Origin of the sequence: Parahalioglobus pacificus, from assembly GCF_014652275.1 — a bacterium.
GTDB lineage: Bacteria > Pseudomonadota > Gammaproteobacteria > Pseudomonadales > Halieaceae > Parahalioglobus > Parahalioglobus pacificus.
Window position 1 is genome coordinate 1,396,594 of record NZ_BMYM01000001.1, and the last position, 25,257, is coordinate 1,421,850.

Annotated in this window: 22 protein-coding genes and 1 pseudogene; 8 read left to right on the forward strand and 15 right to left on the reverse strand. The window is 57.8% G+C overall.

From position 1 onward, the window contains the following. Window positions 1–15 precede the first annotated feature (15 nt). From IE089_RS06480 to IE089_RS06495, 4 genes are all read right to left on the reverse strand, one after another. On the reverse strand, window positions 16–2,241 hold the full coding sequence (locus IE089_RS06480; protein ID WP_189476426.1) for a S9 family peptidase: 2,226 nt from the start codon (window positions 2,239–2,241) through the stop codon (window positions 16–18). Window positions 2,242–2,299: 58 nt separating this feature from the next. Beyond that, window positions 2,300–2,665: a DUF2147 domain-containing protein gene (locus tag IE089_RS06485; protein WP_189476428.1), complete on the reverse strand. Its 366-nt coding sequence runs from the start codon at window positions 2,663–2,665 to the stop codon at window positions 2,300–2,302. A gap of 25 nt (window positions 2,666–2,690) precedes the next feature. Continuing rightward, complete coding sequence (locus IE089_RS06490; RefSeq protein ID WP_189476430.1) at window positions 2,691–3,146, reverse strand: SGNH/GDSL hydrolase family protein; 456 nt, start codon at window positions 3,144–3,146, stop codon at window positions 2,691–2,693. A 315-nt stretch (window positions 3,147–3,461) separates the two neighbouring features. After that, window positions 3,462–3,893 carry a hypothetical protein gene (locus IE089_RS06495; RefSeq protein WP_189476431.1) on the reverse strand — a complete coding sequence of 144 codons (432 nt, stop codon included), beginning with the start codon at window positions 3,891–3,893 and terminating at the stop codon, window positions 3,462–3,464. Window positions 3,894–4,190: 297 nt separating this feature from the next. Between IE089_RS06495 and IE089_RS06500 the strand changes: the two genes are divergently transcribed. Both IE089_RS06500 and IE089_RS06505 read left to right on the forward strand, forming a co-directional pair. Then, entirely contained in the window at window positions 4,191–4,826 is a 636-nt protein-coding gene (locus IE089_RS06500; RefSeq protein WP_189476434.1) for a glutathione S-transferase family protein, read from the forward strand. 109 nt (window positions 4,827–4,935) lie between these two features. Then, on the forward strand, window positions 4,936–5,301 hold the full coding sequence (locus tag IE089_RS06505; RefSeq protein WP_189476436.1) for a cupin domain-containing protein: 366 nt from the start codon (window positions 4,936–4,938) through the stop codon (window positions 5,299–5,301). A 250-nt stretch (window positions 5,302–5,551) separates the two neighbouring features. Here IE089_RS06505 and IE089_RS06510 read toward each other — a convergent pair whose 3' ends face one another. The 4 genes from IE089_RS06510 to IE089_RS06525 all read right to left on the reverse strand — a co-directional run bounded on the left by IE089_RS06510 (window position 5,552) and on the right by IE089_RS06525 (window position 13,261). Beyond that, window positions 5,552–5,875, reverse strand: a complete 324-nt coding sequence (locus tag IE089_RS06510; RefSeq protein WP_189476439.1) for a DUF4870 domain-containing protein — start codon at window positions 5,873–5,875, stop codon at window positions 5,552–5,554. Between the two features lie 68 nt (window positions 5,876–5,943). After that, window positions 5,944–7,470 carry a leucyl aminopeptidase gene (locus IE089_RS06515; RefSeq protein WP_189476442.1) on the reverse strand — a complete coding sequence of 509 codons (1,527 nt, stop codon included), beginning with the start codon at window positions 7,468–7,470 and terminating at the stop codon, window positions 5,944–5,946. Window positions 7,471–7,512: 42 nt separating this feature from the next. Beyond that, window positions 7,513–9,363 carry an autotransporter assembly complex protein TamA gene (locus tag IE089_RS06520; protein ID WP_189476445.1) on the reverse strand — a complete coding sequence of 617 codons (1,851 nt, stop codon included), beginning with the start codon at window positions 9,361–9,363 and terminating at the stop codon, window positions 7,513–7,515. A gap of 10 nt (window positions 9,364–9,373) precedes the next feature. Next, window positions 9,374–13,261, reverse strand: coding sequence for a translocation/assembly module TamB domain-containing protein (locus IE089_RS06525; protein WP_189476447.1), 3,888 nt, complete (start codon window positions 13,259–13,261; stop codon window positions 9,374–9,376). Between the two features lie 106 nt (window positions 13,262–13,367). Here IE089_RS06525 and IE089_RS06530 point away from each other — a divergent pair, with 106 nt between their 5' ends. Continuing rightward, entirely contained in the window at window positions 13,368–13,850 is a 483-nt protein-coding gene (locus tag IE089_RS06530; protein WP_189476450.1) for an RICIN domain-containing protein, read from the forward strand. Window positions 13,851–14,008: 158 nt separating this feature from the next. Here IE089_RS06530 and IE089_RS06535 read toward each other — a convergent pair whose 3' ends face one another. From IE089_RS06535 to IE089_RS06545, 3 genes are all read right to left on the reverse strand, one after another. Beyond that, window positions 14,009–14,629: a hypothetical protein gene (locus IE089_RS06535; RefSeq protein WP_189476454.1), complete on the reverse strand. Its 621-nt coding sequence runs from the start codon at window positions 14,627–14,629 to the stop codon at window positions 14,009–14,011. A 146-nt stretch (window positions 14,630–14,775) separates the two neighbouring features. After that, complete coding sequence (locus IE089_RS06540) at window positions 14,776–15,546, reverse strand: SDR family NAD(P)-dependent oxidoreductase (protein ID WP_189476457.1); 771 nt, start codon at window positions 15,544–15,546, stop codon at window positions 14,776–14,778. Window positions 15,547–15,600: 54 nt separating this feature from the next. Next, complete coding sequence (locus IE089_RS06545; RefSeq protein ID WP_189476459.1) at window positions 15,601–16,416, reverse strand: SDR family oxidoreductase; 816 nt, start codon at window positions 16,414–16,416, stop codon at window positions 15,601–15,603. Window positions 16,417–16,600: 184 nt separating this feature from the next. Here IE089_RS06545 and IE089_RS06550 point away from each other — a divergent pair, with 184 nt between their 5' ends. Further along, the gene (locus IE089_RS06550; RefSeq protein ID WP_189476461.1) at window positions 16,601–17,209 is read left to right on the forward strand and encodes an alpha-ketoglutarate-dependent dioxygenase AlkB family protein; all 609 of its coding nucleotides are present in this window, start codon (window positions 16,601–16,603) and stop codon (window positions 17,207–17,209) included. 19 nt (window positions 17,210–17,228) lie between these two features. Here the strand turns inward: IE089_RS06550 and IE089_RS06555 are convergent, their stop codons facing one another. Both IE089_RS06555 and IE089_RS06560 read right to left on the reverse strand, forming a co-directional pair. Then, window positions 17,229–19,061, reverse strand: a complete 1,833-nt coding sequence (locus IE089_RS06555; RefSeq protein WP_189476463.1) for an ABC transporter ATP-binding protein — start codon at window positions 19,059–19,061, stop codon at window positions 17,229–17,231. A gap of 64 nt (window positions 19,062–19,125) precedes the next feature. Continuing rightward, on the reverse strand, window positions 19,126–19,557 hold the full coding sequence (locus IE089_RS06560) for an SRPBCC family protein (RefSeq protein ID WP_189476465.1): 432 nt from the start codon (window positions 19,555–19,557) through the stop codon (window positions 19,126–19,128). Between the two features lie 77 nt (window positions 19,558–19,634). On the opposite strand from IE089_RS06560, the gene IE089_RS06565 reads away from it, so the two are divergent. Beyond that, window positions 19,635–20,705 (forward strand): NAD(P)H-dependent amine dehydrogenase family protein, encoded by a 1,071-nt coding sequence (locus tag IE089_RS06565; RefSeq protein WP_189476467.1) that lies wholly within the window; start codon window positions 19,635–19,637, stop codon window positions 20,703–20,705. A 43-nt stretch (window positions 20,706–20,748) separates the two neighbouring features. Here IE089_RS06565 and IE089_RS06570 read toward each other — a convergent pair whose 3' ends face one another. Together IE089_RS06570 and yghU are read right to left on the reverse strand one after the other, a co-directional pair. Then, window positions 20,749–21,459, reverse strand: a complete 711-nt coding sequence (locus IE089_RS06570) for a nitroreductase family protein (RefSeq protein ID WP_229802606.1) — start codon at window positions 21,457–21,459, stop codon at window positions 20,749–20,751. A gap of 23 nt (window positions 21,460–21,482) precedes the next feature. Then, window positions 21,483–22,325: a glutathione-dependent disulfide-bond oxidoreductase gene (gene yghU / locus IE089_RS06575; protein ID WP_189476469.1), complete on the reverse strand. Its 843-nt coding sequence runs from the start codon at window positions 22,323–22,325 to the stop codon at window positions 21,483–21,485. Window positions 22,326–22,479: 154 nt separating this feature from the next. Between yghU and IE089_RS06580 the strand changes: the two genes are divergently transcribed. The 3 genes and pseudogenes from IE089_RS06580 (at window position 22,480) to IE089_RS15665 (ending at window position 25,146) form a co-directional block, all read left to right on the forward strand. Further along, window positions 22,480–24,228, forward strand: coding sequence for an N-acyl-D-amino-acid deacylase family protein (locus IE089_RS06580; protein ID WP_189476471.1), 1,749 nt, complete (start codon window positions 22,480–22,482; stop codon window positions 24,226–24,228). 104 nt (window positions 24,229–24,332) lie between these two features. Further along, window positions 24,333–24,437 (forward strand): annotated as a pseudogene (locus tag IE089_RS15660) (MOSC domain-containing protein); the annotation flags it as partial. Window positions 24,438–24,825: 388 nt separating this feature from the next. Then, entirely contained in the window at window positions 24,826–25,146 is a 321-nt protein-coding gene (locus IE089_RS15665; protein WP_229802607.1) for an MOSC domain-containing protein, read from the forward strand. The last annotated feature ends 111 nt before the right edge of the window (window positions 25,147–25,257 follow it).

Here is a 25,257-nt window from a genome sequence, read left to right on the forward strand (position 1 = left end):
AGCGGGTGGTGATAGTTATAAGTGACGATCGAAGAACGCCGACATACTGCGCCTCAAATGAATACCGGTGTTCTTGCCGCGGATACTGTGCTTCTTACCCGGGTAGTCCATCATCTCGAAGACCTTGGCCTCGTCTTGCAGCGCCTTGTACAACCGGGTGCTGTGCGTAAACAACACGTTGTCATCGGCCATACCATGATAAATCATCAACTGCCCTTCCAGGCCATCGGTGTACTCCAGCACTGATGCACTCTTGTAACCCTCCGGGTTGGATTGCGGTGTGCCCATGTAGCGCTCGGTGTAATGCGTATCGTAGAGCTCCCACAGAGTAACGGGCGCGCCCGCGATCCCCGCCTTAAAAACATCGGCGCCGCGAAACATCGCCATCAAGGTCATATAGCCGCCATAGCTGTGACCGAAAATACCAATGCGCTGCGCATCCACCTCGGGCAAGTCACCCAGGAACCGGGCGCCGGCAATCTGGTCCGCCAGTTCCACATCACTCATGCGTCGATACAGTGCTGACTCGAACGCCTTGCCGCGCCGGGCGGAACCACGGTTATCCAGACTGAACACCACATAGCCCTGCTGCGCCAGATACTGCAGGTACAGATCCGTGCGGCCACCGCCCCATGTGTCAGCAACCACCTGTGGTCCCGGCCCGCCGTATTGATAAACAATCGCCGGCAAGGGCTTGTCAGCCGTAGCCGGCTTGTAGATGCGGTAGTGCAATTCAGTGCCTTCGGCATTTTTCAGCGTGCCGAACGCTGGCGTAATCCAGTTTTTCAGATAGGGGCTCAGTGGGTGGCTGGCATCTACCGGATTTTCGTCCAGCCAGGCTATTCGCTTGCCATCGGCGGCGTGAACGCTGGTTTGCCACGGAGTGTTTGCGTCGGACCAGGTATCGACATACGCCGAGCCGTCGGCGGCAAAGGTAATGCCATGCCAGCCATCACGCTGCGACACCCGCTGCACTTCACCATCGCCTGACAGCGGCACTCGATACAGCTGCTTTTGCCGTACATGCTCGCGATTGCCGGTGAAGTACGCCAGACCCGCCTGTTCATCCACGGCTACCAGGCTATCAACCACCCAGCTGCCTCGAGTCAGCTGCTTCAACAACTCACCCCCTGTGCTGTAGAGGTAGAGATGGCTAAACCCATCGCGTTCTGAGGTCCACAGAAACTGATCGCGATTACCGAGAAAGTAATAACCTTGCAGCGCGTCACTGCGAGAGCCGAACAGATTCACCCAGGTATCGCTAGTCTCGGTGAGCACTGTCTCTGTCGATTCATCACGGGTGTCGAACACTTTCAGACGCAGGACCTGCTGATCGCGACTCTGCCATTGGTAAGACAGGCGCTGGCTATCGGGCAACCAGCGCACCCGGGTTAGATAGCTGTCTGCGGGGCCAAAGCTCTCTACCCAGCGGGGCTCACCGCCGTCTATGGCAAATACTCCTAACTCGACAGCGGCGTTATCTGTCCCCGTGAGGGGGTAGCGCTGTTCGATCATCTCAATACGATCGGCATAGATTTCGCTGCGCGTGATCACACCTACGCTGCTTTCATCGACGCGCGTAAAGGCAATCTGGCTTTCGTCCGGCGACCACCAATAGCCGGTAAACCGGTACATTTCCTCCTGGGCGACAAACTCAGCCATGCCGTTACTGATCAGGCCACCACCATCACGGGTGAGCTGAGTTTCCTTGCCTGTTTCAATATGAAGCACATAGAGATTCTGCTCGCGGATAAAGCTGACGTAATTGCCACGCGGAGAAATGCGCGCATCGGTTTCAAAGGTGGGCGTATCGGTGAGCTGGCGAGCACTGTTATCGACAAGGCTGTAATAGAAGATATCGCCAGCAAGAGGGAACAACAGTGCCTTGCCATCTTCCGACCAAAAGTAACTGGTGATACCCCGACTGCTCAGTCTCAATCGTTCACGCCGGGCTTTCTCCTCGTCTGACATCTCCGCGTCGACATCCGCCAGCGCCGCTGAATCAACCAGCATGCGTGTCTGCCCCGTTGGCAGGTGGTATTCCCACAGGTCCTTAACTTCGTAGTCTTCGTCCTTTCCCTTCAGAAAAGTGACTCGCTGCCCGTCTGGGGCAAATTTCAAACCCGAGGGCACGGTGCCGGACAAGTCCGGATCACCGTAGATGCGCTCGATGGTTAATGCTTCAGACACTGCCATTGCACTGGCCAGCAACAGGCAGATACCTGCGATGAATCGATACATACCGTGTTCTCCGTAACGGTCTCATGCTTTTATGGGTGTTGCGACAGTGACAGCGAGCCTACTCTTGCGCGCGGCGCGACCAGGTAACTGTGCGTTTGATGAAACCCACCTTCACCGTCACCGCCAAAGTATCCGCACCTTGGAGTGTCAGATTTGCCTGACGAAACTCCTTGAGGCGAGCCACAAATATCTCACCCTCCCATCCTTCGCCGGCAGCTGTCACGTTGCGCAGTAGTGTGCGCCCAACCGCTTCGTCATTGTCCGCGTTTTCGGTGACGACGCCGTGAAAGACACCATCATCCTCGGTAATCGCCATCACCACCGGCTGGTCGTCTAATAACCAGGCACCGACAAGAGTGTCACTTCTGGCGACAGTGGTCAGGAAAACAAGTGCACAGAACAAGGCCAATCGGATTGCCAACATGGGTGTGATTTACTCCTTAGGTAAGTTACTCACAGCGGCTGAGAGTAGCGGCAGCATCCAACCACTGCAATTGCGCCATGCGGTCTGTAATCCCCGCAGCAAGCTGGCAATGCACCCGGGTCGTTGGGTGCACCCTGTCCCAGAGTAAGCGGGTCGATGGACTCTCGCACACGGCGTCTGCGTTGATAGACCCCATGTAGCTCCCCGTGTAGCAATGCCCCGGAATCTGACGGGACTGCGCTGCATCACCCACGGTTTCAAATTCGGTGCCCTCACCCGACTCTCCGATCAGCGACTTAAAGAAGCGGTGAGTTTCGAACATCGCAAAGGTGCTTTCGGGATGCGCAGACTGCATCCGCGCGGCCAAGCCAGCCAGAGCACTATTTTGGTAATTCGTGAGTTCGGTCAGCCGCCGGGACAGCTCGAGGCGGCGCAGAGGATCGTTGGTCACACCTTCCCGGTGAATGTAGGATTCGTTCACTCAATATAGCCCATAACTCTTACATTAACGTAACTCATTGATTTCGCTGACAAGTGGGAATGTAAAAGTTTTCATGGTTTTTTCAGGCTTAAAGGGGCGACCATCCGAGAGCCAAACCTAACTGGATGTTCCCGAAATCTGCTCGAACATAGAGCAGCGCCACAGATCGGAGTGTCCGCTTTCAACTCAAAGGGGACATTGATCGCTGATAGTTGGATGTCCACTTTGGGGCCAGAAGCTGTCGTCATACCTTCTGAATTTAATGCTCTTCGTGCGATGAAGATGTGCCACCGGTACTCACGAGTAGATCGAGCTTTATGACAGGATATTCTTGTTCTTTAAATGCCAGGAGTAGGCCACGATTGCTGTTGATATGACGGCACCCAACAAGGCTCCCTCCACGGCTCCTGGTCCTACTGATTGCAGCTCCTCGATATAGTTATTTGCCGCTATCTCCCAGATCGATGATGCGATACCCAGCAGAAATGCGAAAGTGAGCAAGGGCACAGCGATGACCTTGAGCCTGAATAAAAATATCGTACCGGCCAAATTTAGAACGGTCGTCAGCGCCATCAGCGCCCAATCTATGAACCCTAAACTGTCCACGTACCCCGTTAACTCTGTCATTTCGCCCGTACTAGAGCTGAAAGCGAAATAGGAACCGATTGCCATGAAGGCAGCGGAGAACATCGTAAATAGGAAAATAACCCAGACAAACAGGGGCCGCTTGATTTCAGCTTGAGACACAGTCCGTTCTCCTGCTTATCTTATAGCTAGTGGGTTAGCGTTAGTAAGCATCGAAAATCCTTTTCATTGCGAGCTGCAGCTTTTATAGGTGAATAACGGCCGTATGTACACCTTATATCACTTGGCAGCGACCATTAAAAAAGACCGGAGGGCATTCATCACCCGCCGGCCAATCACCCGGGAGTGACGTCTAAGTTTGGTCTATTCGCGCGACAGCGATCATGATCAAATGGCCTCTTACCGTTTGGGCAGGGCCACCTGCCCGCTGCACCATTGCTGCTCTCGTCTGGAGGATTCATGATTACTGTTCACCACCTCAATAACTCCCGCTCTCAGCGCATTCTCTGGCTACTGGAAGAGCTGGATCTGGATTACGAGATCAAGTTCTACCACCGCAATGAGGAAACCAACCTCGCGCCGCCGGAGTTGGAGGCCATTCACCCGCTGGGCAAATCACCCGTGGTCACCGATGGCGAGAATACCGTCATCGAGTCGGGTGCCATCATTGATTACGTACTGCGTCGCTACGGCAATGGCAGGCTCATGCCCACGCCCAATACCCCGGCGCATGAGCAGTACCTGCAGTGGCTTCACTATGGCGAGGGTTCTGCCATGCTGCCGCTGATGCTGCGTATGTACACCGGCCGTTTGCCCGATGGCGGTGAGGCCTTGCAACCGCGCATCAACGATGAGCTTGACCGCCACCTGGGTTACGTCAATGCAGCACTAGAGGGTGTGGACTGGTTGGTAGAAAACGTACTCAGCGGTGCAGACATTCAGCTGTCGTTTGTGGCAGAGATCGCTCCACTGCTGCACCCCGCCGGCGATTTCATCAACCTCGATGGCTTCCGCATTCGTTTGCAAGAGCGTCCGGCCTACCAACGCGCGCTTGAGAAAGGCGGTGTATACGCCTTTGGGCCAGCTGGCGACTAAGCCACTTCCGCTCAACGTGCTGTCCTAGCCCATCCGCGCGGAGGTTGATTGCGCGCGGCTGTGCTGTCATTGCGCTCCCACGTGGATTGATCCTCAAGGAGACAGCAAAATGCCCGAAATCAGCGTACAGAAAAACTGCGCATCCCTGACCGATCTGGTCGGCGTAGATTCATTTGGCGAGCCAGTAGGCCCACTGCCCAAACAAACCGACAACGGCTTCTTTGAAGGCTCTGTAGGCGCTTCAAACATCATTGCAGGCACCTGGGAGTGCGACGCCGGCACACTGCAGCTTGATCTGGATGTGACAGAGTTTTGTCACCTGCTGGAAGGCCACTGGAAGTTCACTTCTGAATCAGGCCAGGTCGATGAAGTTAAGGCCGGCGACAGCTGGGTATTCCCCCAGGGCTGGAAAGGCACCGCCGAGGTTATCGAAAAGGTGCGTAAGGTTTACCTGATGATGCTCAAGGAAGACTGATCTAGTACCACCGATCGACTGCCACCGCGCGACGTCCGCCGGTGGCACTCTTACTCAAATACTGAAGATTCTCAAGCCAACTTCAAGCGCGTTAGCGCTGTCTTTGGGCTCAAGTAACTCAAACCCTGACATCGACTCTCTGCCAGTCACGAGCATCACCCTTATCGCTATTTCATTGGTACGCGCGCAACGGAAGCCAATCAGCGGCCGGTTCCTAAAATCCATTACGTGACCCTTGGCACTAGCGAGCTCAACGCAACTGGTCAGCCAGCTCACTGATCACCGGTACTGGCACCTGCTTGCCCTGCGCGGCGAACACAATCATCGCAATCCAAGCTACGAAAGTCACAACGCTGGTCAGCATAGCGATCAGCCCTCCCAGGAAGGGAATAAAAGGGGCAACCATCGCAATCACCGTTAGGACTCCGAACAGCGCCAGCGACTGGCGAGCATGGAACTTTACGAACTCGGAGTCTCTCTCCAGAAGCAGGAATATGAGTCCACTGAGCCAGCCGAATACATAGCACAGTACGCCAGCCACATTGGGCTCCAGGCCGGTTGAAGATTTGGTCATGGTGTGAACTCCTTAGCCGAAAACGTTAGAAGGCTGGTGCAACAGCGAGCACAGCTGCGCGCGCCGCACTATTCGTAATTATCGGCCACAAACTGGTTCAACAGACGGATGCCAAAACCCGCCGCGCCTTTGGGCGTCACCGCGTTGCCCTCAAACTCCCATGCGCGCCCGGCAATATCAAAATGCACCCAGGGCGTCTCCGGCTTAACGAAACTGCCGATGAATTCGGCACCAATACTAGCGCCGCCGCCACTGCCGCCTTCAACCACATTCTTCACATCAGCGATATCAGACGTGATTGCGTTGACGAACGCTGGATTCAGCGGCAAGCGCCACACGGCCTCGCCAGAGGCCTTACCCGCCGCCAAAAACTGCGTGGCCAAAACATCTTGTCGACTAAACATACCCGCGTAATGGGTGCCCAACGCCACACGCACCGAACCGGTGAGCGTTGCAATGTCGACAAGCACCTCCGGATCGAAGGCCGTTTGGGCATACCAAACTGCATCCGCCAGCACTAGACGACCCTCTGCATCGGTGTTTATCACTTCGACCGTCTTACCCGACATGGACGTGCGCACATCACCTGGGCGCTGGGCGCGATCTGATGCCATGTTTTCGGCGAGTGCCGCGATGGCAACCGCATTTACATTGGCCTCACGTCCAGCCAGGGCCAACAGCGTACCCGTCACCGCCGCGGCACCCGACATATCGTACTTCATGCGCCACAACCCGGTAGGATTTTTAAGGGACACACCACCGGTATCAAAAGTGATGCCTTTCCCGGCGAACACCAGCGGCTTAGCATCACCGGCTCCCTTGTACTCGATCACCAGCAGTCGCGGGGGCCGCGCACTGCCCATGCCTACGCCCAGTAGCACTTCCATGCCCTGCTTTGCCATGGCTTTCTCGTCCAGCACGCGTATGCGCACATTATCAATACCCTTAAAGGCAGCCTTGACACGAGCCACAAAGCTCTCGGGGTAGATAATGTTGGCCGGTTCGCTAATCAGGTCTCTGGAGAAATACACGGCATCAGCCAAGGGCTGGCCATTGATGAGCCACTGCTGCTGCAAGCTTTCGGCGTTGGTATCGGCAAGCTCTAGAGTCAGGTCGGTGGGTACAGCATCGTCGGTCTCGGTCTGATACTTATCGAAGCGATATCCGCCAAGTTTACTGCCCAGGGCAACACGAGAAAGCGTTGCGCCATCGGCAAGCGTGATGCCATTCAGCAACACGGTAGCGGAAGTAATATTACCGAGCAGTGCATTGCTCACGGTACCGCCAAGGGTTTCAAGCGCGGCGCCGTTGAGGGGCTCCTCGCCCAGTTCCACCAGCAACAGCATTGGTCGACCAGACTGGCCATATAGCGGCAGTGTTGCCCCAGCCTCTTTGCCAAAAGCGGCAGCCGACACTGCTTTTACCATCACCGCCCTCGTGTCCTCATCCAGCTCCGCCAACGGTGCGCCATTCACCGTTGGCACCACCAGACTGACGTCCGGTGCCACGTCGGCCGGTGACACGAAACGCACATCCACACCGCTCCATACCTGTGCAGCCATTGATAGTAAAACCAGACCCAAAAAGGCTCTCACGTTAACATTCCTCATCCCGCTACCCTGTTCAAATGTCGATCCCTAGAACTCGGGACCCACCGTAATATTAACCTGAAAACTCCCCTCAGCATCATCAAGCGGCACACCCAGATCAATGCGCACCAAACCTACGGGAGAGCGCCAACGCGCACCCAAGCCGACTCCGGTCTTGGCGTCGTAGTCCGACCAGCTATTGAAAGCGTTACCGCTGTCTACGAACCCTGCAACGCTCCAGTCAGCGATAACCTGATGTTCGTATTCGAGACTGACGATCAACTGGTTTTTACCGCCGGTCGAAGAAGTCTCCGGAAAGACCGTTTCAAAGGCATAGCCACGCAAACTGCGTGGACCACCTGCTCTAAACTCGTAGTACTGCGGCATCTTATTAAATTCAACATTCAGTGCATCCCCAGTATCTGCCTCGCTATAGCCCATGTTCGTGCGCAGCAGAAAACGGCTGTTTTCAGTAAACGAGCGGATATGCCAAGTGTCCAATCGCAGTTGGGCAAAGTCGATATTGGAACCCAGGTTCTCATTGGCAATCAGGAACTGGGCATTAAAAAAATCCCCATTGCGGATATACAGGGCGTCGTCTGCTCTTCTGGCGCGTAAGCTCAGAGTTGGCGCCAATACGTCGAACTGTGGTTGCAATAAAGCCAGAGATTCCCGGCCAATGCTTTCTTTGATGATATCTTGAGTTTCGTCAGGGAGATTACCGAATACCACTTCAAAGACATCATAATCCTCCTGCAGAAGCACCAGACCTATCTCGGGCGTAACGGTGAAGTCGCCCCAAGGAATCGCGGCTCGCTGCCAAACGCCTGTCACCAGATTAGTAACGATGCGAGTCTCACCGCCTTCATCCAGATCGACATCCTCAAAATTAAGGTCCTTACCCTCATGCCGCGCGCCCAGCTTGAAGCGGCTCCCGTCGAGCGGATTTAGTGGAATCACATAGTTGAGGTCGGCCGCCAGACGGTTGCGCTCCTCCACGGCCCCAAGCCCGAAACTGAAGTTATGCCCGCGCGTGCCCAAGTAGCGCCTCAACCAGCCGGCGCCCAGACCAAAACCCGTGTCGGTACCCCAGGCCACGTTGGCGCGATAGCGATTGGGCAGTACCGGTGTGAATGCCACACGCAAGGGCACGACACCCGGGCTGTCCGGCGCGGGTTCCAGCGGTTCCACTTCGACTTCCCGGAACAAGCCGCTGGCACTGAGCATACGACGTTGCTCAACAACCTGACGCTCGTCGTACGGCGTGCCGGGCTCGATGATTTGAAAGCCCCGCAGGTAGTCTGCGTCGAACGGGCTCTCACCGAAACGCAGCTCGCCGAAGGTAAAGCGTGTCCCTGCCGACACGTGCAGTTCTATGGTGGCGCCATAGGTGTCTGTATCAACGGACACGCGATGCTCTTTGTAATCGGCATCCCGATAACCCAGCTCATGCAAGCGCTGAATCAATAACTCCTTGCTCTCCCGGTACTGGCGATGGTCCAGCGTCGCGCCTACGGGCAGTTGCCAGTCTTGAAACGCGGCCGTCACTGCAGGGTCGCGCACATCACTGGAAACACTCACTGCAACTACCGGCACCGGCTCACCCAGCGCCACCGAGTAAGAGGCCAGCCAGTGGCTGCGATTCTCGCTCCGTTCAAGATTGGCCGTGATATCGGGTGCGTAGTAACCATACGGCTGCAGTGCGCGCCGAATTTCACCACTGGCCTGTCTGTGCATCTGGCGCAGTAACCGCACCGGCACAGCCTGCCCCTCTCGTTGTACCAGCGTGAGTGCGGCCATGACATTGTCACGGGGTTCACCCTCAACGCCCTCAAGCAGCACTGTGTACTGCACCGCTGCGCCAGCAGGTCTGGCGAACAGCCACAACAACGCAAGCATAACTAATCGCTTAGTTCTCATGGGTAAAGGTCAGTCCCACATTATTGTCCGCTTCGCCGACGCTGATCTGCGCGCCGTAGCGAGGGTTGATCGTGTACAAGGCATTAAACTCGCTGGTTTCCTCCAGCACGTTATAGCCATAACCCACGTAGAGCTTGGGTCTTATGTAAGTGCCGATGCTCAAGGCAGTAGTATCGCGGTCGGAGGCCGAGGACCCTGTCAGTAGATAGGCTTGTATTTCCGCCTGGCTGAGCTGAGGCGTGGAGAAGAGCTCGAGAACAGGCTCTTCAAGGCTGCCTGTCACCTGCACGCCGGCAGCGCTTACCAATGGGTCGTTATCGATCCAGCGAACCGCTCGCAGATTGAGTTCAGGCTCCGTAGCCAAATCGTTCCTGAACACCAGTTGGCCTGTTTGAATTTCCAGGTCCTGACTAAACGCCTTAAAGGTGCCCTTCTCCACGGCCAGCCTGCCATTAGCCAGCGGCATTGGCTCCCGCCTGCCCGGAGGATTAATGAAAGTGACGGCGCCAGTGACATTGCCGACAAAGCCCAGCGCATCTATTTCAACGCTGTCGCCCAGATCCAGAATCACCTCACTATCCAGACCAAAAGGCAGCGCATCGGCAATCGCGTTTAGCGCTCCCGCCTCGGAGCCAACGATCACGACGTCCGGTGATGGCGCCAGATAGACCCTCTCTTCCGCGTCTGCCACAGTGTCTGTGCCGCTGCCAGCGCGCAGGCTTAACTTCGGCGTTATGTCGGCACGATTCACATCGACACGGCCACGCACTCGTAACTGGTCACCGACGTACTGAAGCGATAGGTCCGGCGCTATTCGGGCAACCGCATCGCGGGTGTTGTAAACCTCAAAGCGGTCACCTTGCACACTGACATCAGCACTCAAAGCACCGAGGTCCACTGTGCCATCCAGCAGCAGCTTCCCTGGCCCCGAGCTTACAGCGCCGTTCAGCTTCATGACATTGGCCTGACTCGGTATTTCATCGAGAATCAGCGAAGCATCAGAAAATGCCAGGCCGGCCTCAGGCACCTGTGCTGCCCCACCGGTTAGCGCGGCACGCCCCCCGATCTGCGGCGCGTCCACAGAGCCGGAGAGCGCAAGCCTGGCTTCCAGCGCGCCGGCGACAGCCTCAAGGTCGGGCACCCACGCCTGTAGCCCGCTGAGGTCAGGAAGATCAATATCTATAGTTCCTGTGAGTGGCAGAGCATCGGCGACAGGCAGACTGTTGAGTGCTGGCACAACCACCTGCGCATTGATTTGCCCAGCCGCCAGCGGTTTAAACACTAGTTTTGCAGAGAGGCCGCTCTCTGCGACCTCAGCTGTGAGCTTGCCGCCTCCGTGGTCCACCGCGGCAAAGCCATCCCCGGTGTCAAAGCGTACCGTGCCCTCAGTCGCCGTGAATTCGGCTTCGGCGACGAGATCACCTTGTGGCGAGAGCATCGCCTGCGCTGACCCTGAGACTGTTCCGGTTAGATCTGCCAACAATCTGCGCAGCGGCAGCTCGGTAATGCCCAGGGTCAGGTTGGCATCGCCATCTGGCACCCATTCGGCAGCCAGACACAGTTCACCGCGCACGCCTCGAGCCGGTCGCAAACAAGCGCGCTGTAGCTCGGCGGACTCTGCGGACAGATGCAAGGCGGCCGCAGACTGCAAGGCCCATGCGCCGACCGGTGCAGGGGCTCTCACCCGTAGTTGTTCAAGTTCACCCTGCCACTGAGAATCATCACCAAGCCCACCAGTCAGTGTCGCTTTAACGTGATCACCCAGCGCATCGGCCGATAGCGTCAGCTCATGTGCCCTGGTTGTGCCGTTAACCTTCAGCGACAAGGTGCTAAAACTACTCTCGGGATTGCCCTGGTCACCGACGGCATCCACATTCACGCGCAGCGGCGCAGACGCATCAAGGCTTCCCTGAACGTCGATGGATAGGCTTTGCAGCGGCTGGCCCGCTAGCAGGATGTCGTCACCGGTAGCGCGTGCGGCGATCGAAGGCTTCTCGGCAGTCCCTGTCACCGTGCCTCTTAACTTCAGTACGCCATCAGCCCCTTCGCTAAACAGGCCAAGTTGACCCAAGCTGCCTTGAAGGTCAATGTCGATATCGTCGCCCTGTAACGCTCCACTGAGGGCAACTTGATTGCCACCCAGCGACGCTTCGAATGATTCTATGACCGAGCGCTCGCCAACCAGTGCAATGGAAGCCACTGCCTCCAGAGGCGCATCGGCGAGTGTCCCCGAGACAGACTCCAGAACCACGCTGCCAACAGGCCCATCGTCAACCAGTTGACCAGCAGAGCGCGCGCTAAAGGCAAGCCGGCCCGGCCAGTCGGGCGCCAGTTCAGCAGGGTCGATCCCCTGCCCCTGCAGCAGAACATCCCAGCGGGTCTTGTCGGCAAATGCCACCGTGCCATTGAGCTCCAAAGTGCCGGACAGCAATTGGCCTTGCAGGGAATCGATAGATGCCTCGCTGGCATTACCACGAAGTGCTCCCTGCCACTCGCTAGCCGGCACGGAGTCGCCAGCGACATCGGCATTCAGTGTCAGCGCCCAGGCATCCGGCGAACCCGTGATTCTCGCCTGCCCGGTGCTATTCACGTCCGGGCTTGCCGCATCCAGGGGCCAGGTTATCGATTGCCAGTCAAGCTGCAGATCCATATCAGGCGCAGGGCCCGCCAATTGAACCTCGCCCGCGGCGGAGAGCGTCAGCGGTGACGCAGCCAGTGCGAGTGTGATCTCGCTAAGGGAAAGCACCTCATCACGCAGTTGCAGATTGAGCCGCCCTTCACCACTTAACTGCGGCGGTAAGGCCTCGCTGAGTGCAGATGTATCGTTGACTTCGATGCTGTGCTCAATGGCGACCACGATTGCGTCTTGCCATGACACGTTGCCCCTGGCCGCCAGTGCATACGGTGCTGTTTCGATGCGTAATAGGCCCAGCACCAGCGCAGTGTCATCACCCTGCGCACTTAAGGAGAATTGAAGCGGCGCCAGATCGAGCAAATCCGCAGTACCCTCTGCGTCGACAGCATAGCCCATCAGTTTGCCTTGAGAGCGGAGTTCGCCAGCGATCACCACCGGACTACCGGCTGCAATAAGGCTTAATTCAGGTACGGTTAGCACCAGGTCCCATCCGGGGTCTGTGAATAGCTGTTGCGCCTGCCCCTCCAGTTGCAGCGGCAAGGCGCCATCAGCGAGAAGTTTCAGGGTCAACAGCTCAGTGGAACCGGATAATGTGAGCTCACCCCGACTCTCGCCAAGCTCTGCCAATGGCGCGCGCCAGGTCACTGAGCCTGCCAGTGGCATCTCGGGCTTGAGGCCGGCTTCAAGCTGCCCGTTCAACGCAATATCCGGCGATTCAACGGAGAGCGAATCGAGTCGAATCAGGCTGTCGCTCCACTGAAGCGCCAACGCGATTGAATCAATGTGCTGCTCAGCCTCACCAGTCAAAACACTCAGGTTTGACAACTGCAACTTGCTCAGGAGAACGTCAACGGGCAACTGCAAGTCATCCACCGAGAACGGAGATGAAGGCTCTTTTGTGTCATCGGTCTCGCGCAGTTCGACGGCAACGCCATCAACGAACAGCGCCTCAACAGACACTGTCATGCCCAGCATTTGCAGTGGCTGCCAGCACAGATTTAACTCTTTAACGGATACGGACAGGCTGTCGTTGGAATACTCGATGCCTGCCAGCACGAGCTCATCAGCCAAGGTACCGCGCACGGCGGCCACCTCCAGACCTTCAACGGCTGAAGGCAGCTGCCTAAACAACCACTGCGCGCCGGCGCTGGTGGAAAATACCCAAGCAAGGCAGGCAAGCAGCAGTGCCGGCACTGCAAGTGCCGTACCCAACGCCAGATACTTTGCTGAACTTTTCTGCAACAAATTGCCCGCTAAGTGGTCAATACAGGAAGGCGCAGACTTGCCACGCCAATCGATGGCCGCTAAGTTTCGTGCCTACTCGCATTGTATGGGGAGGCTACACACGATGAAACAGACAATTGTGGCAGCGGCACTTTTCGGTGTTTTTGCGACCACAGCGCAGGCTGTGGACATGAATACGGATGCCCTTAAGCGGATGCAGCAGGAAGGGCATAAGATTGCCGATGAAGCGAAGACCGGCAAACCGATTAAAGCCAATAACGGCAACTGCCTCGCTACCCAGGGCAAGCCCGGTACCAACGGCGCCAACCTGGTAACACAAAAATGCAACAACAAAGCCAAGCAACACCGGTGGTCATTCGATGGTCAGGGTCGGCTGGTCAACGACGGCGGCCTCTGCGTGGAGGTGGCGGGAAACAAGGCTGGCGGTGCTGCAAAAATGAGCAATTGCAAGGGCAACGCCCAGCAGAAGTGGGCTATGGACGGGCAGAAGCGTCTGAAGGGCCGAAACAACCTGTGTCTGCAGGTCAACGGGAACAAAGTGATTACCGCTGACTGCGCAGGCGGCGGCAATCAAAAGTGGCGCTAAGCGCTGAACACACCCGCACCACTATGGGCGTAGCCACGCACATCACGCTGAGCCTAATAATGTCAGCCGCGAGCTATATCACACGCACAGCGATACCGGTGGATGGCGGCCTGACTATTCGCAATGCCTAGTCTGGCAGTTATGCCTAGCCGAGAGGATTACTGGCGCCGCGACACGCGAATTTTGCCGTCACGGCCATCAATGCGCATTTCATAACCAAAGCCGCCGTCAAGAATGCGCACATCGAAGTCGCAGTCGATGAAATTCAGCCTGCGACGATCCGTCTGCTTCCAGATCTGATCGTTGTCGAGACGGAAATACCAACTACCACTGCCCCGCTCACGCTGGCATTGCACTACACGGGCGCGCAGGGCCACAGCCTCTTCCTCTGCTTCCTCTGGCGTCGTTTCCTTGTCACGGAACTGGTAGCCGCCCACCTCGTCCTCGGCAGTTTTTCCGACGCTGGCTGCTGCTGCGGAGGCAGGCGCTGCCGCTGGCGCAGGCTGGGCAACACTTTGGGGTGCAGCCGGTGCAGGTGCCTCTGGAACCGGAACTGGAACTGGAGATGGATTTTCGGTGGCACCTGACAGTGTGGCGCTGACGCGGTCATAGCATGCCAACCGCTGGGTATCGTCAGTTTCTTTAACACAGCCTTGTAATCGCTCAGACAACGTCTGTGAAACCGCGGGTAGGCTAACCGCCAGCAGCAAGCAAGCTGTGCCGAGATGGCGAAGCCGCTGTGAAACTGACTGTGAATACATAGGGTTGAGCGAAGGCATTGCGGTCTCACCGTGGTATCTGAGAGTACGACTGAAAGTGCGTCACGCTGTGGGGCCGTCCGCTACGGACGGCCCACGATCAGGCGCAGTATTGGGGCGCACTATAACCGAGGCACCTACCCCGTGCACCCTCTCAACCAGCTGGGTTAGAAGCCCTCTGCCTTGTGCGCATAGTTCCACAGGTAATTGGGGAAAAACCGACGCATGTAGTAGCCAATGCTAGTGCCCTTGCCCGGCATCGAGAGAAACTCTCCTTTCTCAAGGCACTGCTCAATGTCGGCAATGACTTCTTCGGGCGCCAGGGCCGGCGCCGCCTTGGTGAGCTCCGGCACGATGGTGTCCTCTGCCTGCTTCCACAATGGTGTAGCCACTGGCGGCGGGCAGGCGCAGACAAAGCGCACACCGCTGTCACGGTTCTCGTGGTAGAGCGTCTCGGTATAGGTTTGCACGGCACTTTTGGACGAGCAGTAACCGCCCATCAGCAGCCCCGGAATAATGCCAGACATACTTGAAAAACTGATGAAATCACCGTTGCCGCGCTTGACCATCTCCGGCAGCACTGCGGTAGCCACATTCACAAGGCCGCCGAAGTTGATCGCCATCAGCTTCAGCTGCACTTTTGCATCCTGCTCCAGCAACTTGCCAAAGGGCATAATCGCCGCGGCATTGGCAACGCGGTCTATAGGCCCCAGTTCTGCAACTACCTGATCGACCGCGGCATGCACAGCCTCTGTATCACTGACATCGACGACGTAGGGATACACGTTCTCTAAGCCCGCCGCAGTGTCGGCCATGCCCGCCTCATTTACGTCGAACAACGCCACCTTGGCGCCCGCTTGCGCAAGAATGCGCGCTGTAGTCTGCCCCATGCCGCTGCCGCCGCCGGTCACTAATGCTACTTTCCCGGTGAATGCCATAGTCGTTCTCCCTGTAGTTGCACACCGTTGGGCGTTAGCCCCATGAGTGCCTTGTTAGAATTTAAATGCTGAAAAATCGGGTCCGCGGCGCAATGAATGACCGCCATCCACATTAATACACTGGCCGGTAATCCACTCGGACTCGGGACCCACAAGGAAACGGGCGAGACGGCCCACGTCCTCCGGTTCACCGGTCTTGCCTAGCGGCGTATTGCGCACATAGGAGTCGTAGGTATCACCGTCGCGGGGAATGCCGGCCATAATTTCTGTTGCAATAAAGCCGGGGCGAATCGCGTTGAAGCGAACACCGTGAGCGCCATTCTCATCGGCCGCATTTCGCATCATTGCCTCGATACCAGCCTTGGCGACAGGATAAGCACCAAACCAGGGATGCGTCAGCTCGCCGGCCAATGAGGACATACCGACAAAGGAACCACGACCACTGTGTTTGAGGAGTTCCAGCGTGCTTTTCACGCACAGCATGGTGCCCAGCACATTCAGGTGCAGCACTCGCAGAAACTCTTCCGTATCCATGCTCTCGTAGCCGTACAACATGCCACCGCCGCCGGCATTGGCGATGCAGGCATCGAGAACGCCCTCCTCGCCCGCGGCGGTTGCGACCATGGATTGAACGTCGGCTTCCTGAGTCACATCACCCGCACAGACGGTCACAGAACCACCGAACCCCGCGCGCGTGCGAATTTCTTCCGCAGCTTCTTCCAATACAGCGTCCCTGCGCCCGGTAATCGTCACGGCGGCACCGTCAGCCACCAGTTCAATGGCGCAGGCTTTGCCAATTCCTGTGCCGCCGCCGGTCACCAGCACGCGGTAACCCGCGAGGTTCCCCGCATAGTTGTAATCCGCTTTCATAGATTCATTTCCCGAGACAAAGGATGGACGTTAACGCGCCCGCCGAAAGCCTGCCAGCATCCACAAACACTCTGCAGCAGGCGGTTTAACTCGCTATCCAGTGGCGGATCTCACGGTATTCCCCGGGATCATCAAACACGCAATCCCTCTGCCGAACGAGCAAGGACTGTGATTTACTGCGCCCATGCTGAATTTCGGCCATACACCTTTGGAACCCCTGCCTATGCAGGACGGGCAGTTGCTGTTTTCGCCGCAGGCTGACCTCGGCGATCCGGATACCGTGTGGTTTGAACGACTGCTTGCGGAGACGCCCTGGCGGGAAGAATCGATCACCGTGTATGGCAAGACACACAAACAGCCGCGCCTGATGGCCTGGTATGGCGATCCCAGCGCTCGTTATACCTACTCTGGTCTTACCAGCGTTCCGCTACCCTGGAGCGACTCATTGCTGACGCTCAAGGAACGCGTGGAGACCATCAGCGACGCACGGTTCAACAGCGTTTTGCTGAACCTGTATCGTAACGAGCGGGACTCTATGGGATTGCACGCTGATGACGAGCCCGAGTTAGGTCCTGAGCCTACTATTGCTTCACTCAGCCTCGGGGAAGAACGTACGCTGTACTTTCAGCATAACCGCCGGGGGGCCGCCAAGAACCTCAATCTAAAGCTGCCCTCCGGCTCACTGCTTTTGATGCGGGGCGCTACGCAGGCGAACTGGAAACACGGGATTCGCAAGTTGTCTCGCGCCTGCGGCCCGCGTATCAACCTGACCTTTCGCTGGATATACCAATAGGCGCCGGGCTGACGTAGACCTAATCGTCCCCGAGGAATCCGCCGGACTGGTAATCCCACAGGCGCTTATAAAGCCCGTCGCGGGCTAACAGCTCGGCATGGGAACCTGACTCAACAATCCTGCCCTGCTCCAGCACCACCAGTCTGTCCAGTGCGGCGATGGTTGAGAGGCGATGCGCGATGGCGATCACCGTCTTGCCCTCCATCAACTGGTAGAGACTGTCCTGAATCGCAAGCTCAACTTCGGAGTCCAGCGCTGAAGTTGCCTCGTCCAACACCAGGATGGGAGCATCCTTGAGCATCACGCGGGCGATGGCGATACGCTGACGCTGGCCGCCACTGAGTTTCACACCGCGCTCACCCACCCGCGCGTCGAGACCGCAATGTCCATGCTGATCTTCCAGGGCGTCGATAAACTCGCTGGCCCTGGCGCGTTCCACTGCCTGCTGTAAGGCTTCCTCAGAGGCACCTTGCCGGCCATACAAAATATTTTCGCGCACGGTTCTGTGCAGCAGCGAGGTGTCTTGAGTGACCATGCCCACACTGGCGCGCAGGCTGTCCTGAGTGATGGAGCGGATATCCTGACCATCAATGCTGATACTTCCACTTTGCGGTTCATAGAATCGCAGCAACAGGTTGACCAGCGTTGATTTGCCCGCTCCCGAACGGCCTATAAGACCGACTTTCTCACCGGGCTTAATCTCCAGATTGAGACCGTGGAAAACGGGCGTTGTATCACCATAACCAAAACGCAGATCCCTGAAACTGATACCCCCGCGCGCCACCTCAACAGGGCGGGCGTCATCTGCATCGGCCACCTTCACCGGCAGTGACAGGGTATCGATGCCATCACGAACGGTGCCGATATTCTCAAATAGATCCGAAACCTCCCACATGATCCATTCGCTGATGCCGTTGATGCGCAGGCACAGGGCAATGGCTGCAGCGATGGCGCCGGCAGTTACTTCGCCTGCACTCCACAACCACAACGACGTGGCCCCCACAGCCAGCAGCAGAAACATGTTGTTAATGGCGACGGCGGACTCCATCCAGGTGACCAATCGCATCTGGGGATGAACGGTACCCAGAAATTCCTTCATGCCTTCTCGCGCATAGGCCGCTTCGCGCCGGGCATGGGAGAACAATTTCACGGTGGTGATATTGGTATAGCTATCGGCTATGCGGCCTGTCATCAGGGCACGGGCACCCGCCTGCTCCTCTGAGATGTGCTGCAGCCGCGGCAGAATAACCACAAGGACAAAGCTGTAGAAGGCCAGCCACAGCAGCAAAGGCAGGGCCAGGCGCCAGTCGATAGCGGTGAACAGGACCAGCACCGAAATGAAGTACACGCCCACATACACCATGATATCCAGCAGCTTGATCACGGTAGAGCGAACGGCCAATGCGGTCTGCATCAGCCGCGTTGCAATACGGCCGGCGAACTCATCGTGGAAAAACGCCAGGCTTTGCCGCAGCAAGTAGCGATGCCCCATCCAACGAACGATCATGGGGAAATTTCCCATAAGGGTTTGGTGCAGCAGCAGGGATTGCAGCCCTATCAGCAGAGGTAGACCCAGAGCGACCGCCAGTGCCAACCACAGCGCACCGATATCCGCGCTGGCCCACAGCGTGTCTGGCGTCGACGTCGACAACAGATCGACCACCCGCCCCATCAAATCGAACAGCGCCACTTCAACAATCGCTATGCCGGTACTGAGCAATGCCATCAATATTAGGTAGGGCTCAAGCCCGCGCGAGTAGTGTCGGCAAAACTGGTAAACAGAATCGGGCGAACGGCCGGGCCTGCGGTCGGGAAAGGGGTCTACCAGTTGTTCAAAAAAGCGAAACGGCATGGGCGAAAGTCAAAGGCGAATCAACACGTGGGCATACGCGCGCATCGCATCAGCGGATGCCAAACTAGGCATTTCGTGCAGCATTGGCCATGGCACCCAGCATGCTGGCGTAAGTATCCGACATCACCTGCACCATCATCTCAGGATCAACGCCGTCTACGGTAAGACCGGAAAACTGCGCATCCCAGGTAGCTTGGGTGGTGTCGCCGTTTGCCTGCAATTCAGCCACGACCCGGTAGTCACGCATAATGTTCATGCCCCCTTCGAGGACAGCGTACTCCATGCGATGGGCGGCGTGATCGATTGACAGCAGTTGTTCCTCCACCGGTGCGTCACTGCCCGCCATAAAGATGCGCCGCTTCATACCCGGGCCTTCACCCTCGCGCTCGACACGCTCGGGGCCCTCATACCAGTCCAGGTTCGCAAAGTCAGAGACCAGTGCCCAGAGTTCAGTTATACCAACGTCCAAGGTCTTTTTAACGGTGAATTGGTGCATGCCGGTTTCTCCAGTTGAGGCGGCTTGGAATTGTAAGCTACCTTCGATGTCACTCGCTCGCTAGAAGGCAGATAAGAATGACACTAAAAGCAATTGTATGGGGCACGGGTAATGTCGGCAGACCGGCAATACGTGCGGTACAGAGTCACGATGAGCTCACACTGGTGGGCTGCGTGGTCTCCGCCAGTGACAAGGTAGGCCAGGACGCTGGCACCCTGGCCGGACTGGAACCCACAGGCGTCATCGCCACCCAGGATGGTCAGGCACTGTTGGCGCAGGGTGCCGACGTGGTGATTTACACCGCCACTGCTGATACGCGCCCCGAGGAAGCCATGGCAGACCTGATGGCCTGCCTGAATGCCGGGGTCAACGTGGTTTCTACGGCTTTCTATGCCCTGCTGCATCCGGACTCCGCACCCGAGGAGCTACGCCGTGACATCGAAGCCGCCTGTGAGGGCACGGGTGCCTCGGTGTTCATCTCGGGGATCGATCCCGGCTGGGCAATGGACGCCATGCCCATCATGCTCACCGGCGCCAGTGCCAACATCCGCGAGATCCGCAGCCGCGAAATATTCAATTACGCACTTTACGACCAGCCGCATGTCGTGCGTGAGGTGATCGGCTTTGGCAAGAGCATGGATGAGTTGCCGCTGATGCTGCATGACTTTGCCATCGAGATGGTCTGGGCACCCATGCTACGCATCGTGGGTGAGTCACTGGGTAAGCCCGTTGAATCCGTTGAGGTCAGCGTAGAGCGCAGACCGCTGGAGAAAGACATCGATGTGACGGGTATGGGGCATTTCGAGGCCGGCACCCAGGGCGCTTTCCGTTTCGAGATTCGAGGGCTGCACGCGGGTAAGCCGATTTACGTGCTGGAACACGTCACGCGCATCGACGATGACTGCGCACCTGACTGGCCTTATCCCCCGGAGGGCAGTGGTTGCCACCAGGTGATCATCAGCGGCGACCCGGATATCCACGTCACCTTCCACGGCAAAGACCACCATGAGCCGGGACCGGCGGGCGGCGGCAATGCCAGTGCCGCTAACTGGGTGGTTAATGCGATCCCTGCGGTCTGTTGCAGTAAAGGCATTGTTACAGTGGCGGACATTGGCTTCCCCAGCGGTCGCTCGCAGTTAGCGGTCTAAACCAGGAAACAGTCAGCCCCGTTAGTGCAGCACGCGCCCGGGGCTATTTAAAGGTACTGATTTGTTCCAGTACCTTTTTCTGGGTTGCCGCACGCGGGATCACGGCATCATCACTGGCATGTCCAACCACCAGCAAGATGTAAGGCCGCTCGTTTTTGGGACGCTCCAGCACTTCATTCAGAAAACGCATGGGATTGGGCGTATGGGTCAGCGTGGACAGACCCGCCTCGTGCAGTGCCGTAATCAGGAAGCCAGTGGCAATCCCCACTGACTCTGAGGTGTAGTAGTTCTTCCGCTTGTTGCCCTCTTCGTCTACGCCGTAGCGTTCTGCGAAGATTGCGATGAGCCAGGGCGCGGTTTCCAGAAATGGCTTGCTGGCGTCGGTACCCATTTTTTTCAGGTCGTTCAGCCACTCATCGCCGGCCTTGCCGCCGTAGAATGCCCGCTCCTCCTCCTCGGCAGCCTCCCGGATCTGTCGTTTGATATCCGCGTCCGCTATGCAGACGAAATGCCAGGGCTGATGATTGGCGCCATTGGGCGCGGTACCCGCGGCCCGCAGAGCCGACTCAATGACCTCGCGAGGAACGGGTTCATCGGTGAAGTGTCGCACCGTGTGGCGAGTACGTATGCGCTGGTAGTAGGCCTCGGCTGCTGCGATGGCTTGTTCGTCGGTCAGCGCAGCACGCTCGGGTAACGGAATGGGGTCGTAGTTGTAGTCCATGATGGTCACTTTCTTGGCGGTAGTCAGGCCCACCGGGAAGCGATGGGCCTCAGCGGCTAATCGAGGTCTGCGGCGCTGTGGCGCTCCCGAGCCTGCTCTTCTTCGGGACCCCACACGCGGTTGACGCGCTTGCCGCGTTTGGCCGCCTCGCGACCGTCGATGGCCTCGGCCCAGCGAATCACGTGTGTGTAGCTGGCCACATCAAGGAACTCCCCTGCTTCGTACAGCTGGCCTTTTACCAGTGCGCCATACCAGGGCCAGGTTGCCATATCGGCAATGGTGTACTCGTCACCGCAGAGATACTCGCGCTGCTCAAGGTTCTGGTTGAGCAGATCCAGTTGGCGCTTCACTTCCATGGCGTAGCGGTTAATGGGGTACTCCAGTTTCACCGGTGCGTAGGCGTAAAAGTGGCCAAAGCCACCGCCCAGGAAGGGGGTCGCCCCCATCTGCCAGAACAACCATGAAAGACACTCTGCCCTCGCCGCAGGGTCCTTGGGATAGAAAGCCTCGAACTTCTCGGCAAGGTACACCAAAATGGCACCTGACTCGAAAATGCGCGTGGGTGTCTCTGTGCTGTAATCCACCAACGCAGGGATCTTGGAGTTGGGGTTTGCGGCAACAAAGCCACTGCCAAACTGATCGCCGTCCATGATGTTGATGGTGTAAGCATCGTATTCCGCGCCCGTTTTACCCAGTGCCAATAGCTCTTCCAACAGCAATGTGACCTTCACGCCATTGGGGGTTGCCAGAGAGTAGAGCTGCAGATCGTGCTCGCCGCGCGGCAGATCCTTGTCATGGGTCGCGCCCGCAACAGGCCTGTTGATATTGGCGAAACGCCCGCCACTCTCGCTATCCCATGTCCAAACCTTGGGCGGCTCGTAACTGCCTGCCTCACTCATGGTGGTCTCTCCTGTGTCACTGCCCGGGCCGGGCTGAATCGGGGCGTCATAACACCACATACCAGCGGCATAGAACAAGCGGGATTCTGTGGCAGGTGCCTGCGCCAACGGCTAGTATCGAGGGACACAATAATGACAATGCGGAAAGCTGATTATGTATGACCTTGTTATTCGTGGCGGCACTGTCGTCGACGGCAACGGCGGCGACCCTTACGTCGCGGACATTGGCATCAATGGCGACACCATTGAAAGCATCGGCGAAGCACTGCCTGCGGGCCGCAATGAACTGGACGCACAGGGCTTAATCGTAGCCCCCGGCTTCGTCGACATTCACACCCATTACGACGGCCAGGCAACCTGGGACCAGGAAATGGCCCCCTCCTCCTGGCACGGCGTCACCACTGTGGTCATGGGCAATTGCGGCGTGGGTTTTGCCCCGGCCAAACCCGACAAGCACGAATGGCTGATCGGGCTGATGGAAGGCGTGGAGGACATCCCAGGGACGGCACTGTCTGAGGGGATTCGTTGGGACTGGGAGAGCTTTCCGGAATACATGGATGCGCTGGAAACACTGCCTCGCACCATCGACGTGGGCACCCATGTTCCGCACGGCGCTGTACGTGCCTACGTTATGGGCGAGCGCGGCGCGCGCAATGAAGACCCAACCGACACCGATATCGCGGCGATGTCCGCCATCGTTGAGGACGGGCTGGCTGCCGGTGCTCTGGGTTTCTCCACATCGCGCACAGTCTTGCACCGCGATGTGGACGGTGAGCTAGTGCCCGGAACTACTGCAACGGCCGAGGAACTGGTGGGCATAGGTCGGGCTATGGGCCGTGTTGGTCACGGGGTTTTTGAAATGGCCTCTGACCTCAACCGCGAATGGAATGAGTTCGAGTGGATGGGCCAGCTCAGCCGCGAAACCAACTTGCCAGTCACCTTTGCCGCGCTGCAGTCCTACATGCTCGAGATACCGCTGGACGAACAAATTGCGACCATGCGCGAAGAAAATAGCAAGGGCGCCAACATCGTGGCTCAAATTGCACTGCGCGGTAACGGCATTGTGATGGGCTGGCAAACCACCGTGAATCCCTTCAACTTCAAGCCCACGTTTATGGCGCTGCGCGAGCGCCCCTGGGATGAGCAGATTGCGCAATTACGCGACCCAGCCGTCAGACAACAAATACTGGAAGAGGAGAATGACTTTCCCGAGACCGACCTTGGCGCACTGTTGCAAATCGTCGCCAATGGTTGGGACATGCTCTATGCCATGCGCGAGGGCTTCAACTATGAGCCCACGCCAGCTGACAGCATCGCCGCGCTGGCCGCGGCCGCAGGCGTCACCCCACAGGCCTATGCTTATGACCTGATGCTGGAAGGTGACGGTGGCGGCTTCATTTATTTCCCGGTGCTGAACTACGCTGATGGCAATCTGGACTTTCTGGAGTCACTGCAGCGTAGCGACGACTGCGTAAACTCCCTCTCCGATGGCGGCGCACACTGTGGCACCATCTGCGATGCGGCCTCACCCACCTTCATGCTGCAACACTGGGTGCGTGATCGAGACCGGGGCACCATCAGCCTCGCTCACGCAATCAAACGTCAGAGCCGTGATACCGCCCTGCTTTACGGCCTGGAGGACAGGGGACTGCTGGCCCCCGGCTACCTGGCCGACCTCAACCTTATCGACATGGATGCGCTCAAACTGGAACACCCATGGCTAGCCTTCGACCTACCCGCAGGTGGTAAACGCCTGCTACAAAAGGCGCAGGGCTACGTTGCGACCATTAAGTCCGGCCAGGTCACCTTCCGCGATGGTGAAATGCAGGGCCCCACACCAGGCGGCGTGATTCGCGGACCCCAGGCATCACCGGCCGCGGGCGATGTGCAGGCCAGCGCCTGATATCGCAACCAATTGGTCTGTAGGCGGCGCAGCCGTCCAACCAGAGGAAGGTCATGAGCGATATCACAATTACCCAACTCTTACGTCACCCCGTAAAAAGTATGATGGGAGAGTCACTGCAGAGCCTGTTCCTGTCCGAGGGCGGTGTGCCCGGAGATCGGGCCTGGGCGGTCAAGGATGAAGTCCGAGGCGGCATACGCGGCGGCAAGAAGCTGCCGAAGCTGATGCGCCTTGGCGCGCGCTACGAACAGCCCCCCGCTCGCTCCGGATCAAGCACGGCAACGATTACGCTCAGTGGTAGCCGCGAGGTCAGCACGAATGACCCGGATATCAACGAAGTGCTGAGCGCCGATCTCGAACACGCGGTATCCCTCTGGCCGCTGCTACCCGCAGAGCAACAGGATCACTACCGGCGGGGCGAGCCGGATTCAGAAGATTTTGAGGCCGAACTCAGGGACATGTTCGCGCGCGAAGCGGACGAACCCCTGCCGGATATCGGTCAGTTCCCACCCGAGCTGCTGGAGTTTGAGTCACCGCCGGGGACCTATTTCGACGCCTTCCCTCCTATTGTTACTGAGCGAGCAATCGCTGCTCAGCATGGCAAAGCAACGGCCCGACGCAAACTGGGACGTGCGCCGCTTCCGGCCGAATATCCTGCTCTCGCATCCCGAGACCAGCCTACCCTTCCCCGAACAGTCTTGGGTGGGCAAAAAGCTGCAGTTAGGCGAGGCGATTCTGACCACCGAAATGGTATGCCCGCGCTGCGCCATGACCACCCACGGCTTTGCTGACTTGCCCAGGGACCCGGGCATCATGCGAACCCTGGTGCAGGAGAACGGCGGTAACCTGGGCCTGTATGCCAGCATAGAGACTCCCGGCACAGTGGCGGTGGGTGACGTGCTCACGATTCTCGACTAACACTTCCCAACTATTTCCCCTCAGCGCCGTCTGTTAAGGAAGGTGACGGTCAACCAGACCAGTGCCGTCGGATGCGCTCATTGCAAACGCGCCACGCTGAACTCGGCTGAG

Bases quoted from the DNA above. Each gene is read 5' to 3' on its own strand.
- IE089_RS06545 (WP_189476459.1), bottom strand. From the start codon at position 16,416: ATGAAAGCGGATTACAACTATGCGGGGAACCTCGCGGGTTACCGCGTG.
- IE089_RS06510 (WP_189476439.1), bottom strand. From the start codon at position 5,875: ATGACCAAATCTTCAACCGGCCTGGAGCCCAATGTGGCTGGCGTACTG.
- IE089_RS06485 (WP_189476428.1), bottom strand. From the start codon at position 2,665: ATGTTGGCAATCCGATTGGCCTTGTTCTGTGCACTTGTTTTCCTGACC.
- IE089_RS06530 (WP_189476450.1), top strand. From the start codon at position 13,368: ATGAAACAGACAATTGTGGCAGCGGCACTTTTCGGTGTTTTTGCGACC.
- IE089_RS06505 (WP_189476436.1), top strand. From the start codon at position 4,936: ATGCCCGAAATCAGCGTACAGAAAAACTGCGCATCCCTGACCGATCTG.
- IE089_RS06550 (WP_189476461.1), top strand. From the start codon at position 16,601: ATGCTGAATTTCGGCCATACACCTTTGGAACCCCTGCCTATGCAGGAC.
- yghU (WP_189476469.1), bottom strand. From the start codon at position 22,325: ATGAGTGAGGCAGGCAGTTACGAGCCGCCCAAGGTTTGGACATGGGAT.
- IE089_RS06580 (WP_189476471.1), top strand. From the start codon at position 22,480: ATGTATGACCTTGTTATTCGTGGCGGCACTGTCGTCGACGGCAACGGC.
- IE089_RS06540 (WP_189476457.1), bottom strand. From the start codon at position 15,546: ATGGCATTCACCGGGAAAGTAGCATTAGTGACCGGCGGCGGCAGCGGC.
- IE089_RS06480 (WP_189476426.1), bottom strand. From the start codon at position 2,241: ATGTATCGATTCATCGCAGGTATCTGCCTGTTGCTGGCCAGTGCAATG.
- IE089_RS06500 (WP_189476434.1), top strand. From the start codon at position 4,191: ATGATTACTGTTCACCACCTCAATAACTCCCGCTCTCAGCGCATTCTC.
- IE089_RS06565 (WP_189476467.1), top strand. From the start codon at position 19,635: ATGACACTAAAAGCAATTGTATGGGGCACGGGTAATGTCGGCAGACCG.
- IE089_RS06555 (WP_189476463.1), bottom strand. From the start codon at position 19,061: ATGCCGTTTCGCTTTTTTGAACAACTGGTAGACCCCTTTCCCGACCGC.
- IE089_RS06560 (WP_189476465.1), bottom strand. From the start codon at position 19,557: ATGCACCAATTCACCGTTAAAAAGACCTTGGACGTTGGTATAACTGAA.
- IE089_RS06535 (WP_189476454.1), bottom strand. From the start codon at position 14,629: ATGCCTTCGCTCAACCCTATGTATTCACAGTCAGTTTCACAGCGGCTT.
- IE089_RS15665 (WP_229802607.1), top strand. From the start codon at position 24,826: ATGGCAAAGCAACGGCCCGACGCAAACTGGGACGTGCGCCGCTTCCGG.
- IE089_RS06520 (WP_189476445.1), bottom strand. From the start codon at position 9,363: ATGCTTGCGTTGTTGTGGCTGTTCGCCAGACCTGCTGGCGCAGCGGTG.